Below are 13,226 nucleotides of genomic sequence, written 5' to 3'. Positions count from 1 at the left end.
TGACCATGAGAACAATCAGCGGAACGGCGGCTCGTCGAAGCTGCGCAGTTTGCGCGAGTGCAGCGAATTGAGTTCGGTGCGCAACAGGTCCACCGCTTCGATGCCAATCTTCAAGTGCTGGCTGACCGCACGCTCGTAGAACGCGTTCGCCGAGCCCGGCAGCTTGATTTCACTGTGCAGCGGCTTGTCAGAAACGCACAGCAACGTGCCGTACGGCACCCGCAAGCGATAGCCCTGGGCGGCAATGGTGCCGCTTTCCATGTCCACCGCCACGGCGCGGGACAGGTTGATCAGCGGACGCTCCTGGGCCCAGCGCAGTTCCCAGTTACGGTCGTCGTAGGTCAGTACGGTACCGGTGCGCAGACGCTTCTTCAGCTCGTCGCCCTTCTCGCCAGTGATGTTCGCCGCCGCCTGCTGCAAGGCCATCTGCACTTCTGCCAGGGCCGGAATCGGGATATTCGGTGGCACCACCCGGTCGAGAATGCCGTCGCGCCGCATGTAGGCGTGAGCCAGCACGTAGTCGCCGATGGTCTGGGACTGACGCAGGCCGCCACAGTGGCCGATCATCAGCCAGCAATGCGGGCGCAGTACCGCCAGGTGATCGGTGATGTTCTTGGCGTTGGAGGGGCCGACGCCGATATTCACCAGGGTCACGCCATGACCATCGCTGGCGATCAGGTGATAGGCCGGCATCTGGTAGCGATGCCACACCACGCCTGCGGCAATGGCCGATGCCTCGCCGTGGTCCATGCTCTTTTCAATGATCACGTTGCCCGGCAGTACCATGCGCACGAAACGCGGGTCGCTGCGCAACTGCTCAAGGCCATGCACGATGAACTGGTCGACGTAGCGGTGGTAGTTGGTCAGCAGGATCCACGGCTGCACATGGCGCCAGTCGCTGCCGGTGTAGTGCACCAGGCGACGCAGGGAGAAATCCACCCGTGCGGCGTCGAACAGGGCCAGTGGCAGCGGGTCGGTGTTTTCCCAGTCGTACAGGCCGTCGGCAATGCCATCGGTGGCGGCGGACAGGTCGGTACTGGGGAAGACGCGTGCCAGGACGGCAGCCGTTACCCCGGACCCCGCCAGCTCGTCGCCTTGCTCGACCACGTACGGATAAGGAATGTTCTGCTGGCTGATCCCGACTTCCACGGTCACGGTGAAGTCATGCATCAGCGGCACCAGCTGTTCGAGCAGGTATTTGCGAAACGCCGCAGGGTGAGTGACGGTGACGCTGTAAGTGCCCGGCAGTTGAACCTTGGCGTAGGCGCGGGTGGTCTGCGGCACTTCGCCCTGGCAGTGATAGGTCAGACGCAGTTCGGGATAACGAAACATCGCACGCTGTTCGGCGTCCGGTTCTATACGATCCTTGAGGTAACGCTTGAGCGCCTGATTCAGCGCAGTGGTTGCACGTTCGTGCAAGAGCGCAAGCCGATCCACGGCTTGCTCGGCGGTTTGAACGACAATAAAAGCTTCGGTCACGATCAGCATCCTGTGTTCTGACTTGCAGAGCTTCATCTTGCCTGCATCGTCGTCGGACGGGAACAGTGAAAAACAGATTGCAGCCTTCGGCAGCTCCTTGAAGAATCGCGAATCCCCGCAGGAGCTGCCGAAGGCTCGGGCCGCATTCGGACGATCTTTTACCCTTCAAATCATCTGCGGGGTTGATCGGGCGACGATCGCTTCTACCTCCAGGCCGCGTGGCAGCGCACCATACACGCGGCCGTTCGAGCCGAGTCGGCTGGCGATGAACGCATCACTGACGGCAGCATTACCCGCCTCCAGCAACAACCTGGCCTGCAAACCCAGGGCGATGTCCTCGGTGAGCTGGCGGGCTCGGTACTGGATATCGCGCGTGTCCTTGAATGCTGCGTGCAGCCGCTGGATATGCGCCGCCAGGCGCTTGTCGCCATGGCCATCGCCCAATTCATTGAACAGCACATCGAGCACGCCGGGCTCTTTCGACAACGCCCGCAGCACGTCGAGGCACTGCACGTTGCCGGAGCCTTCCCACGTTGAGTTCACCGGCGCCTCGCGGTACAGGCGCGGCAGGATGCTGTCCTCGACATACCCCGCACCGCCCATGCATTCGGCGGCTTCGTTGATCATGGCCGGTGCACGTTTGCAGATCCAGTACTTGCCCACGGCGGTCACCAGCCGGGCGAATTTTGCTTCATGATCGTCAGCCAAATGATCCAGGGCGCGGCCCATGCGCAGGCTCAAGGCCAGGGCCGCTTCGCTTTCCAGGGCCAGGTCCGCCAGCACATTCTGCATCAGCGGTTGCTCATTCAGCAGCCTGCCCCCGACGCTGCGATGCGCGCAGTGATGGCTCGCCTGGGTCAAGGCCTGGCGCATCAGCGAACTGGAACCGACCATGCAATCAAAGCGAGTCATGGCCACCATCTCGATGATGGTCGGCACCCCGCGCCCTTCCTCGCCGACCATCCACGCCAGCGCGCCGCGAAACTCTACTTCGCTGGAGGCATTGGAGCAGTTGCCGAGCTTGTTTTTGAGGCGCTGGATGTAGAACTGGTTGCGAGTGTCGTCCGGGCGATGGCGCGGCAACAGGAAGCAGGTCAAGCCTTTGTCGGTCTGGGCCAGCGTCAGGAACGCATCGCACATCGGCGCCGAGCAGAACCACTTGTGACCCACCAGTTCGTACGCCTGGCCCGGCCCACTGGCGCCAACCGGATAAGCCTTGGTGGTGTTGGCCCGAACATCGGTGCCGCCCTGTTTCTCGGTCATGGCCATGCCGATGGTGACGCCCGCCTTGTGCGCCATGCCGATGTTGCGTGGATCGTATTCGGTGGCGAGGATTTTCGGCAGCCAGATGTCAGCCAGATTTGGCTGCAGGCGCAGGGCCGGCACGCTGGCAAACGTCATGGTCAGCGGGCAACCGCTACCGGCTTCGGCCTGGCTATGCAGATAGGTCATGGCAGCGCGGGCAACGTGCGCTCCCGGCTGCGGCTGCGCCCAGGGCAACGACGTCAGGCCATGCTCGACCGCCGTGCGCATCAACTCATGATAGGCCGGGTGAAATTCCACCAGGTCGATGCGATGGCCGTATCGGTCGTGGCTGGAAAATACCGGCTTGTTCTCGTTGGCCAGGAACCCGGCTGCCATCAGCGGCCCACCGGCCAACGCACCGTAGGCATCAATGCGCGATTCGGCCCAGCCGGCGCCAAAATGCCGCGACCATTGCTGCAGCGGCAAATCCACGCGGTACAGGTTGGCGCCATCCAGCGACGGTGGCTGGTTGGTGACTTCGTGGGTTTCGGCGAACTGATGCAGGTTCATGACGGGGCTCCTTTGGTCGGCCAAGGGGTTTTCAGTTAAGCACTGCCCCCTGACCGTTCAAAGTGTCATACCTGCCTAATTGGCGGCGCTTTCGCCCTGCTCAAAACCCAGCACCCGGCGTTGCAGTGCTGCCTGCAAATCCTCGAACTTCACCGGCTTGCTCAAGTAGTCGATGAAACTGGCGCCGGTGCAGTGCTCGCGATCAATGCTCAAGGCAATCATGAAGACCGAAAGCTCGGCGCAGCCCGCCAGCGTACGGATCTGGCTACTGACAGACATGCCGTTCAATGGCGGCAATTGGCAGTCGAGCAATACCGCATCAAACGCCTCCCGCTGCAGGTAATCGAGTGCCGCGGACCCGCTGTCGGCCGTGCGCACCTGGTACCCGAGCTTGAGCAGCATGCCGCGGATAACCAATTGGTTGACGGTGTTCTCATCCACCAGCAGCACCTTGCAATCTCGCGGCTGGCGCAGGCGCGAGTAATGCTGTGAGGTGCGAGGCGGGGATTGCGTTATTGACAGTTCAAATTCGACATCCAGCTGGAACCGACTGCCGCGACCGGGCTCGGAACGGTGCGTCAGTCGACCCCCAAGCAACTCGACCAGCTGCCGACAAATGGCCAGACCCACGCCCAGCCCGCCATACTCGCGGGTCATTGAGCCATCGAGCTGGAAGAAGCGCTGATACATGGTCGCCTCCCCCAGGTCGGTAAAACCGATACCGGTATCAATCACCGCAAAACACAGCGCCATTCTTCCAGGTTGCGCGGGTTTGCCTGTGACGCGCAGCGCCAGCCCGCCGACCCGGGTGAACTTGATCGCATTGTCCAGCAGGCATTCCAGGCATTGCGTCAGCTTGGCGCTATCACCGTGCAGGCGGTCCGGAAGGCCGGGTGTCACATCGACCTTGAAGTCCAGCAACTTGCTCAGGGCATTGCCCTCGAACTGCACGCGCAAGGCTTCGATCACGCTGCGCAAACTGAACGACGCCGCGCTGGCCGAAAGCCTGCCGGCCTGCAACTCGGTCAACGTGAGGATGCCGTTGACCATGCGCATCATGTCCCGGGCAGATCCCGCCGCTGTTTGCTGGTACTGCTCCAGCTCCGGATCCATCTCGACGGTTTGCATCAGCTCCAGCGAACCGATGACCCCGTTCATGGGCGTGCGCAACTCGTGGGTCAGGGTGGCGAGGAATTCGTCTTTGAGCCGGTTGCTGTGGGCCAGTTGCTGGTTCAGCACTTCGAGCTTCTGCCCGGCATCAAACAGGGTCTGCGCCTGCTGCTCGCGCATGGCATTGATGCGGTCGGCCAGCGCCAGGGACAGAAGTGCCACTTCGATGGCCGAACCGATCTGACTGGAATACATGGTCAGGAACACGTTTGGCAGGTAACCCAGGACCATCAGTGTGTTGATGATGCCGCCGAGCAAAAAGGCCGACCAGGCAATGATGAAATACCGCGCCACGCGCAAACCGCGCAGCCAGGCGAAGATCCCTGCGGCAAAAATCACCACGGTGAAAGTCAGCGCCAGGGCCGTGGCCAGGCGCAGGGCCAGGGCGTAGCTGGTCATGAGGGACAAACCAATGACCACTGCGCCAAACACAACCAGCGCCAGCAACAAGCGATCGAGCCAGCGACTGTGGGTGGCCGTCTGCAAGAAGCTGCGGGCGAACTGACTGCCAAACAACCCGGAACAGCCGATGAAGAACGGCGTGGCGGCATTGGCCCACCATGGACTGTCCGGCCAGAAATATTGCACGGCCGCACCGTTCACCGACAGTTGGTACAAGCCGAACGAGGCAATATAGAAGATGTAATAGAGGTAGCTGGTGTCCCGCACGCTCAGGTAGATGAACAGGTTGTAGACCAGCATCCCCAGCAACACACCGTAGATCAGGCCCAGCACGTACAGGCGCAGCGGTTGCTCTTCGAGGAACGCGGTACTGGACCACAAGGTCACCGGCGCCTGGATCGACCCCTCGCTTTGCAGGCGCAGGTACAGGGTTTGCGCCTGGTCGGGGGTGAAATCGAGATCGAACAGGTAATTGTTCTGGCGAATTTCGCGGGTGGAGAAAGGCAAGGCATCGCCGGTCTGGCGCACCAGTCGGTATTCGCCAGCAGCGTCGGGTAAATACAGATCCAGATGATCGAGGGGCGGGTAGGCCAGTTCCAGCAGCCAGGTTCTTTGCGCCGCTGGATTCTTCGGACGATAGTGCAAGTCGATTTTCAGCCAGAACGCTGAACGCGAATAGCCGGCGTTGAGGGTGGCATTATCGTGGGGCTTGAACCGTCCTGCGGCATCCTCGGCGCGGACGTCGGCAATGGTCGCTTGCCCGCCCGCGTCTTCGAACACTTGCAGGGTTCGGCCCAATGGCAGGCTTTGAGTGTTCTCGTCGAATTCGACTGCGCTCGCCAAAAGGGGCAAGCAGAGCAGCAACATCAGCAAATAGCGCATCTAAGCCCCAGCGTGGCCGGTCCGGTTATCTCAGGAAGCCCCTCATTCCCTTTGAGTAGACGTAAAACCGGTATTACCTGTTATTGATTTGGATCCACTCTAGCATAGCCGTTAGTGGCCAATGAACACCATTGAAAAATATACTCGAAAGGCTCTAGTACGGGCTTTGCAGCGCTATCTATTGAGCTAGAGCGGTTGCCCCCCTCATGCCGACTGTGGGAGCGGCCCTGCTGCTACAGAGTCCACTGTCATGAGTCGAGTGACTGGTGGTAAGCTCGCGCACCATGAATATCTACAGCTCCCGCCCCGTTGTCCTCTGTCTCTCCGGCCACGACCCAAGTGGTGGCGCCGGCTTGCAGGCAGATATCGAAGCCCTGCTCGCCCAGGGTTGTCATGCGGCTCCGGCCGTCACCGCGCTGACTGTGCAAGACACGGTCAACGTCACTGATTTCCGCGTACTCGACCGAGCGTGGGTACTGGCCCAGGCCAACGCCGTGCTTAACGATTCCGAAGTCGCCGCCGTCAAGCTGGGCATGCTCGGTTCGCTGGAAATGGTCGACACCGTGGTCGAGCTGCTGCAGGCGCATCCGCACTTGCCGATGGTTTGCGACCCGGTACTGCGTGCGGGCGGCGGCGGACGCCTGGGCAAGGACGAAGTCGGCTACGCGATGCGCGAACGCCTGCTCCCACTGGCGATCATTGCCACCCCCAACCTGCCCGAAGCGCGCATCCTCGCCGAGCTCCCCGAAGGCACGGCAGACCAATGCGCGGAAAAACTGCTGCCCTACGTCAAGCATCTGCTGATCACCGGCGGTCACGGCGACGAGCAGGAAATTCACAACCGCCTGTACACACGCGACGGTCGCCGCGAAACCTTCACCTGCCAGCGTTTGCCCGGCAGTTACCACGGTTCCGGCTGCACCCTGGCCAGCGCCCTGGCCGGTCGTCTGGCGCAGGGTGAAAACCTCGTCAGTGCTGTGCAGACCGCGCTTAACTACACATGGCGCACCCTGCGTGATGCCGAGCAGCTGGGTAAAGGTCAATTTGTGCCACGCCGCCTGCCGCTGGATTTCTGTTCGTAACTTCCCATTAGTCATGCGGTGAGGCTTGTCCGATGAAACTACGTGGCCTTTACGCCATCACCGACAGCCAGTTGCTGGCCGGTAAATTCCTCTCGTACGTGGAGGCGGCGCTGGAAGGTGGCGTCACCCTGCTGCAGTACCGCGACAAGAGTACGGACGAAGCGCGGCGCCTGCGCGAGGCCGAAACCCTGCGGGATCTGTGCGACCGCTACAAGACCCGGCTGATCATCAATGACGATGCCGAGCTGGCTGCGCGCCTGAACGTTGGCGTACACCTCGGCCAGACCGACGGCCCGCTGACCCCGGCCCGCGCATTGCTGGGCCGCCAGGCGATCATCGGTTCGACCTGCCACGCGCAGATCAACCTTGCCGAGCAGGCCGCCAAAGAAGGCGCCAGTTACGTTGCCTTCGGTCGCTTCTTCAATTCCAGCACCAAACCCGGCGCGCCGACCTGCAGCCTCGAACTGCTGGATCAGGCTCGCAGCACATTGCATTTGCCGATCTGCGCAATCGGTGGCATCACCCTGGAAAACGCGGAGCCGCTGGTGGCCCACGGGGTCGATCTGCTGGCGGTGGTCCACGGCCTGTTTGGCGCCCAAAGCACGGCTGAAGTCACACGCCGCGCCCGCGCATTCAACGAACTGCTTTCCATTTAAGTCGCTTAAAATCTGATTTGAGAGTCCGATCATGTCTCGTTCCGAAACGCTATTTGCCAATGCCCAGAAACACATCCCCGGCGGTGTGAACTCGCCAGTGCGCGCGTTCAAGAGCGTTGGCGGTACGCCGCTGTTTTTCAAACACGCTGAAGGGGCCTACGTCACCGACGAAGACAATAAGCGCTACGTTGATTACGTCGGCTCGTGGGGCCCGATGATCCTCGGCCACAGCCACCCGGACGTTCTGGACGCCGTGCGCAAGCAGCTTGAGCACGGCCTGTCCTATGGCGCACCGACCGAGATGGAAACCCGGATGGCGGATCTGGTGTGCTCGCTCGTGCCTTCAATGGAAATGGTGCGCATGGTCAGCTCCGGCACCGAAGCGACCATGAGTGCCATTCGCCTGGCCCGCGGCTTTACCGGTCGCGACAGCATCATCAAGTTCGAAGGCTGCTATCACGGTCACTCCGACAGCCTGCTGGTCAAGGCCGGTTCCGGCGCCCTGACCCAAGGCGTGCCGAGTTCGGCAGGTGTACCGGCGGCATTTGCCAAACACACGCTGACTTTGCCCTTCAACGACATCGACGCCGTCGAAACCATGCTGGCTGAAGTGGGCCAGGACGTCGCGTGCATCATCGTCGAGCCGGTGGCCGGCAACATGAACTGCGTTCCTCCGGCACCGGGCTTTCTCGAAGGCCTGCGGACCCTGTGCGACAAGCACGGCGTGGTGCTGATTTTCGACGAAGTGATGACCGGTTTCCGCGTGGCACTGGGCGGTGCACAAGCGCATTACGGCGTGAACCCGGACCTGACCACCTTCGGCAAGATCATTGGTGGTGGCATGCCGGTTGGCTGCTTCGGCGGCAAGCGTGAAATCATGTCGCACATTGCACCACTGGGGCCTGTTTACCAGGCCGGTACGCTGTCGGGTAACCCGCTGGCAATGGCGGCGGGCCTGACCACCTTGCGCCTGATCAGCCGTCCTGGCTTCCATGCCGAGTTGACCGACTACACCAGTCGCCTGCTCGATGGCCTGCAACAACGCGCCGATGCAGCCGGTATCCCGTTCGTGACCACCCAGGCCGGCGGCATGTTCGGCCTGTACTTCAGTGGTGCCGATGACATCGTGACCTTCGACGACGTAATGGCCAGCGATGCCAAACTGTTCGGGCGTTTCTTCCACCTGATGCTCGAAGGCGGCGTGTACCTGGCGCCAAGCGCATTCGAAGCCGGTTTCACCTCCATCGCCCATGGCGAAGCCGAGTTGAAACTGACGCTGGATGCCGCTGAACGTGCATTCGCTGCCTTGAAGTAATGCCGTGCCGCTGACGTTGGCGATTGCCAGCGTCAGTATTCCCTGCATCCGCGCCCCTTTTCCTGCTCATCTGCCAGGTTTTTCCCGCAAAGTGGGTTATATATTTCCCTCGCAGCAGAAAAACGAGTAAAGACTTTGTAAGGATGGCCCTGCTTATTTCATAATGCGCGCTTATTGGATCCCCTCGATGGGTCCGCGCGCCCTTCAGAGGTAAGTCGATTCCCATGAACCGCACCGGCCGCGCCCTTGCACTGGGCTGCCTGTTGCTCCTTCAGCCCTTGCTTGTACAAGCAGGCGGCAACTCGTTGTTAATCCCAGCGATGGGTCGCTGCACCCTCAATACTCAGCCGCAGGACTTGGCCCAGGCGCTTGCTGCCTGCCAGAAAGCCTCGGATGAAGGGGATGCACAGGCGCAATACGAGTTGGGTGAGTTCTACTACGACGGCAAAAATGCGCCGCGCGACCTCAATCAAGCCCTGAGCTACTTCGAAAAAGCCTCACTGCAAGGCCACGCCCAGGCGCAATTCAAGCTCGGCACCATGTTCTTCCACGGCGAAGGTGTGCCGGCCAACAATGTCCAGGCGTATATCGTGCTGAAGATGGCGGCGGTCAATGGCGCGGAGGATGCGCTGGACACTGCCGACGAGGTGGCCGAGAAGATGCCGCGTGAAGAGCTTGAGGTGGCCACTCAGGTGCTCGGGCAGATTTTCCGCAAGTACTTGATGGAATTGCAAAGCGCGGATGGGCGTACGCCGTTTTCGCCACTTCCCTAGTTTTTGCTTCGATCTGACGACCCCATCGCTGGCGAGCCAGCTTCCACAGGGGCGCTGTCGTTCACAAATAATGTGAACACCGCAGATCTACTGTGGGAGCTGGCTTGCCAGCGATAGGGTCGACGCGGTCTCGAAGGCTTACTTGTCCGGCATCGGCATCGGAAACGGCATCACATTGCCGACCGCGCCACGGGCTTCGCTGATTTTTGGCGTACCCAGGCGCTCCACTTCATCGATGCGCACAATCGAATGCATCGGCACAAAACTGCGCACCACACCCTCGAACTGAGCCTTGAGCTTCTCTTCGCTCGGATCGACGACCACTTGCGTGCGCTCGCCAAAGACGAATTCTTCCACTTCCAGGAAACCCCACAGATCACTTTGGTAGATCTGTTTGGCATACATTTCGTACACCTGGCCCTGGTTGAGGAAAATCACCTTGTAGATTGGAGCTTCACGTTTGGTCATGGTGGGCGAGCAACACATCGGGGGATAAAAATGAGGGCGCGAACTATAGCATAGCCGCCGGACGCACAGCGGTAGGAACATGGGACCATGTTCCCTATAATGCGCGGTTCTTTGAATCACGTGATGACTCTGTCCATGGCCAAGAAGCTTTACATCGAAACCCACGGTTGCCAGATGAACGAGTACGACAGCTCGCGCATGGTCGACTTACTGGGTGAACACCAGGCCCTGGAAGTCACCGCTCGCGCTGAAGATGCCGACGTGATCCTGCTCAATACCTGCTCGATCCGCGAACGTGCCCAGGACCGGGTGTACTCCCAGCTCGGCCGCTGGCGCGAATTGAAACTGGCCAACCCGGACATGGTGATCGCCGTGGGCGGTTGCGTGGCGAGCCAGGAAGGTGCGGCCATTCGCGACCGCGCGCCCTATGTCGACGTAGTGTTCGGACCACAGACATTGCACCGCCTGCCAGAAATGATCGACGCCGCGCGTGCTACCAAGTTGCCGCAAGTCGACGTCTCCTTTCCGGAAATCGAAAAATTCGACCACCTGCCCGAGCCGCGCATCGACGGCCCAAGCGCCTACGTGTCGGTCATGGAAGGGTGCAGCAAGTACTGCACTTTCTGCGTGGTGCCTTACACCCGCGGCGAAGAAGTCAGCCGCCCGTTCGACGACGTGATCGCCGAAATCATCCACCTGGCCGAAAATGGCGTGCGTGAGGTGACCCTGCTGGGCCAGAACGTCAACGGCTATCGTGGAGCCACTCACGACGGACGCCTGGCCGACCTGGCCGAGCTGATCCGAGTAGTTGCGGCTGTCGATGGCATCGACCGCATCCGCTACACCACTTCACACCCGCTGGAGTTCTCCGACAGCCTGATCCAGGCCCACGCCGAAGTACCGCAACTGGTCAAACACCTGCATTTGCCGGTTCAGTCGGGTTCCGATCGGATTCTTTCGGCGATGAAGCGCAACCACACGGCGCTGGAGTACAAATCCAAGCTGCGCAAATTGCGTGCAGCCGTCCCGGGAATTTGCATCAGTTCGGACTTTATCGTCGGTTTCCCGGGCGAAACCGAAAAAGATTTCGAGCAGACCATGAAGCTGATCGAGGACGTCGGTTTCGACTTCTCCTACTCGTTCGTCTATAGCCAGCGCCCGGGCACGCCGGCAGCCGACCTGGCGGACGAGACGCCGGAAGCGTTGAAAAAAGAGCGCCTGAACGCTTTGCAACATCGCCTGAACCAGCAAGGTTTCGAAATCAGCCGACAAATGGTCGGTTCGATCCAGCGGATCCTGGTCACCGATTATTCGAAAAAGGACCCTGGCGAACTGCAAGGCCGCACCGAAAATAATCGTATCGTCAACTTCCGTTGCGACAATCCAACCCTGATTGGCCAGTTTGCCGACGTGCACATCGATGCCGCCCAGCCGCACTCACTGCGGGGCTCGTTGATCCAGTAGCAAATACCCGAGGCATTGAAGACTTTGTGGGAGCTGGCTTGCCAGCGATAGCGGCGTAACTGGCAACATCTTCGCTGGACTTGATGGCCTCATCGCTGGCAAGCCAGCTCCTACAGTGGACCGAGTTGATCATAAGAATGAGCTCATCCATTTAAGAGCTTTCGCACCCAGCCCACTGGCGTTATCCTTGATTTCATCCTAATTGCCCCAGGGCGGCTAAATACGACCTTGAACGCACCTATCGAACCACATCGCTTTATCCTCGAGCCCTTTGAGGCTCGCCGCTTCGCCAATCTGTGCGGGCAATTCGACGAGCACCTGCGCTTGATCGAACAGCGCCTGACAATCGAGATCCGCAACCGCGGGAACCAGTTCGAGCTGATCGGCGACCCTAAACACACCACCTCTGCGGAAAACCTGCTGCGCCGCCTGTACCGGGAAACCAAGGGTACCGAGCTGTCGCCAGACATGGTCCACCTGTTCCTGCAGGAATCGGCCGTCGCAGAGCTGGATAACGTGTCCCCGTCCGAACCGTCCGTCGCCCTGCGCACCAAAAAAGGCATGATTCGCCCTCGCGGCTTGAATCAGTTGCGCTACGTGAAGGAAATCCTCGGCAACGACATCAACTTCGGCATCGGCCCCGCCGGTACCGGCAAGACTTACCTGGCCGTTGCTTGCGCAGTAGATGCGCTGGAACGGGAGCAGATCCGCCGCATCCTGCTGGTTCGTCCGGCGGTTGAAGCGGGCGAAAAGCTCGGTTTCCTGCCCGGCGACCTGTCGCAGAAGATCGACCCTTACCTGCGCCCGCTGTACGACGCGCTGTACGAAATGCTCGGCTTCGAATACGTGGCCAAGCTGATCGAACGCCAGGTAATCGAAGTCGCACCGCTGGCCTACATGCGTGGCCGCACGCTCAATAACAGCTTCATCATCCTCGACGAAAGCCAGAACACCACCGTCGAGCAGATGAAGATGTTCCTGACCCGGATCGGCTTCGGCTCCACGGCAGTCATCACCGGTGACATCACCCAGGTCGACCTGCCAAAGGGCACCAAATCCGGGCTGCACCACGTGATCGAGGTGCTCAAGGACGTGCCAGGCATCAGTTTTACCCATTTCATGCCCAAGGACGTCGTGCGCCATCCGCTGGTGCAACGCATCGTCGAAGCCTACGAGCGCTTTGAAAACCGTGTGGCCGACGAAGCACCGAAGGACAGCCGCCGCGATGCTTGAGCTTGATCTGCAGCTGGCTACCCAGGCGCCTGTTCCCAGCGAAGCCGAGTTCCGCCAATGGTGCGAGCTGGCCCTGCGCCAACGCACTGCCGATTCCGAAATGACCATTCGCCTGGTTGACCAGGAAGAGGCGCGCGAGCTGAACCACACCTGGCGGCAGAAAGACTATGCCACCAACGTGCTGTCGTTTCCGGCTGACGTGCCTGACGAGTTCCTCGATATACCGCTGCTGGGCGATCTGGTGATCTGCGTGGCGGTGGTCGAGCGCGAGGCCGCTGAACAAGGCAAGGAACTAAAGGCCCACTGGGCGCATCTGGTGATTCATGGCTGCTTGCATCTGTTGGGTTACGACCATATAGATGACGACGAAGCCGAAGAAATGGAAGCACTGGAACGAACGTTGCTTGCCGAGTTGGGTCATCCGGACCCGTACGCGGACGACGAAACACAAACATCCCCTATCGTTACAACAAAGGATTCAGAGTAA

General features: G+C 60.5%; 11 protein-coding genes. 7 read left to right on the top strand and 4 right to left on the bottom strand.

Features of this window, described 5'->3' with window-relative positions:
- Positions 1 to 15 precede the first annotated feature (15 nt).
- From amn to AAEZ09_RS10290, 3 genes are all read right to left on the bottom strand, one after another.
- Entirely contained in the window at positions 16 to 1,515 is a 1,500-nt protein-coding gene (gene amn, locus AAEZ09_RS10300; protein WP_177328595.1) for an AMP nucleosidase, read from the bottom strand.
- Positions 1,516 to 1,644: 129 nt separating this feature from the next.
- The gene (locus AAEZ09_RS10295; protein WP_350599410.1) at positions 1,645 to 3,294 is read right to left on the bottom strand and encodes an acyl-CoA dehydrogenase family protein; all 1,650 of its coding nucleotides are present in this window, start codon (positions 3,292 to 3,294) and stop codon (positions 1,645 to 1,647) included.
- Positions 3,295 to 3,369: 75 nt separating this feature from the next.
- The gene (locus AAEZ09_RS10290; RefSeq protein ID WP_045062070.1) at positions 3,370 to 5,748 is read right to left on the bottom strand and encodes a hybrid sensor histidine kinase/response regulator; all 2,379 of its coding nucleotides are present in this window, start codon (positions 5,746 to 5,748) and stop codon (positions 3,370 to 3,372) included.
- Positions 5,749 to 6,032: 284 nt separating this feature from the next.
- On the opposite strand from AAEZ09_RS10290, the gene AAEZ09_RS10285 reads away from it, so the two are divergent.
- The 4 genes from AAEZ09_RS10285 (at position 6,033) to AAEZ09_RS10270 (ending at position 9,574) form a co-directional block, all read left to right on the top strand.
- Complete coding sequence (locus tag AAEZ09_RS10285; protein ID WP_045062071.1) at positions 6,033 to 6,830, top strand: hydroxymethylpyrimidine/phosphomethylpyrimidine kinase; 798 nt, start codon at positions 6,033 to 6,035, stop codon at positions 6,828 to 6,830.
- A 32-nt stretch (positions 6,831 to 6,862) separates the two neighbouring features.
- Entirely contained in the window at positions 6,863 to 7,486 is a 624-nt protein-coding gene (thiE, locus tag AAEZ09_RS10280) for a thiamine phosphate synthase (RefSeq protein ID WP_045062072.1), read from the top strand.
- Positions 7,487 to 7,517: 31 nt separating this feature from the next.
- Complete coding sequence (hemL, locus tag AAEZ09_RS10275) at positions 7,518 to 8,801, top strand: glutamate-1-semialdehyde 2,1-aminomutase (protein ID WP_350599407.1); 1,284 nt, start codon at positions 7,518 to 7,520, stop codon at positions 8,799 to 8,801.
- Between the two features lie 224 nt (positions 8,802 to 9,025).
- A complete protein-coding gene (locus tag AAEZ09_RS10270; protein WP_045062074.1) occupies positions 9,026 to 9,574 on the top strand; it encodes a tetratricopeptide repeat protein in 549 nt (182 codons plus the stop codon).
- Positions 9,575 to 9,712: 138 nt separating this feature from the next.
- Here AAEZ09_RS10270 and AAEZ09_RS10265 read toward each other — a convergent pair whose 3' ends face one another.
- A complete protein-coding gene (locus tag AAEZ09_RS10265) occupies positions 9,713 to 10,042 on the bottom strand; it encodes a DUF1820 family protein (protein WP_045062075.1) in 330 nt (109 codons plus the stop codon).
- Between the two features lie 135 nt (positions 10,043 to 10,177).
- Here AAEZ09_RS10265 and miaB point away from each other — a divergent pair, with 135 nt between their 5' ends.
- The 3 genes from miaB to ybeY all read left to right on the top strand — a co-directional run bounded on the left by miaB (position 10,178) and on the right by ybeY (position 13,226).
- Positions 10,178 to 11,506, top strand: a complete 1,329-nt coding sequence (gene miaB, locus AAEZ09_RS10260; protein WP_177328596.1) for a tRNA (N6-isopentenyl adenosine(37)-C2)-methylthiotransferase MiaB — start codon at positions 10,178 to 10,180, stop codon at positions 11,504 to 11,506.
- Positions 11,507 to 11,734: 228 nt separating this feature from the next.
- Positions 11,735 to 12,739: a PhoH family protein gene (locus tag AAEZ09_RS10255; RefSeq protein WP_205893049.1), complete on the top strand. Its 1,005-nt coding sequence runs from the start codon at positions 11,735 to 11,737 to the stop codon at positions 12,737 to 12,739.
- On the top strand, positions 12,732 to 13,226 hold the full coding sequence (gene ybeY, locus AAEZ09_RS10250) for an rRNA maturation RNase YbeY (protein WP_045062078.1): 495 nt from the start codon (positions 12,732 to 12,734) through the stop codon (positions 13,224 to 13,226). Before AAEZ09_RS10255 ends, ybeY begins: the two co-directional genes overlap by 8 nt.

The organism is Pseudomonas sp. 65/3-MNA-CIBAN-0223, assembly GCF_040310425.1.
Lineage (GTDB): Bacteria > Pseudomonadota > Gammaproteobacteria > Pseudomonadales > Pseudomonadaceae > Aquipseudomonas > Aquipseudomonas gregormendelii.
The sequence above is the reverse complement of the archived record's forward strand: the minus strand, read 5'-3'. Positions and strand labels throughout refer to the sequence as shown.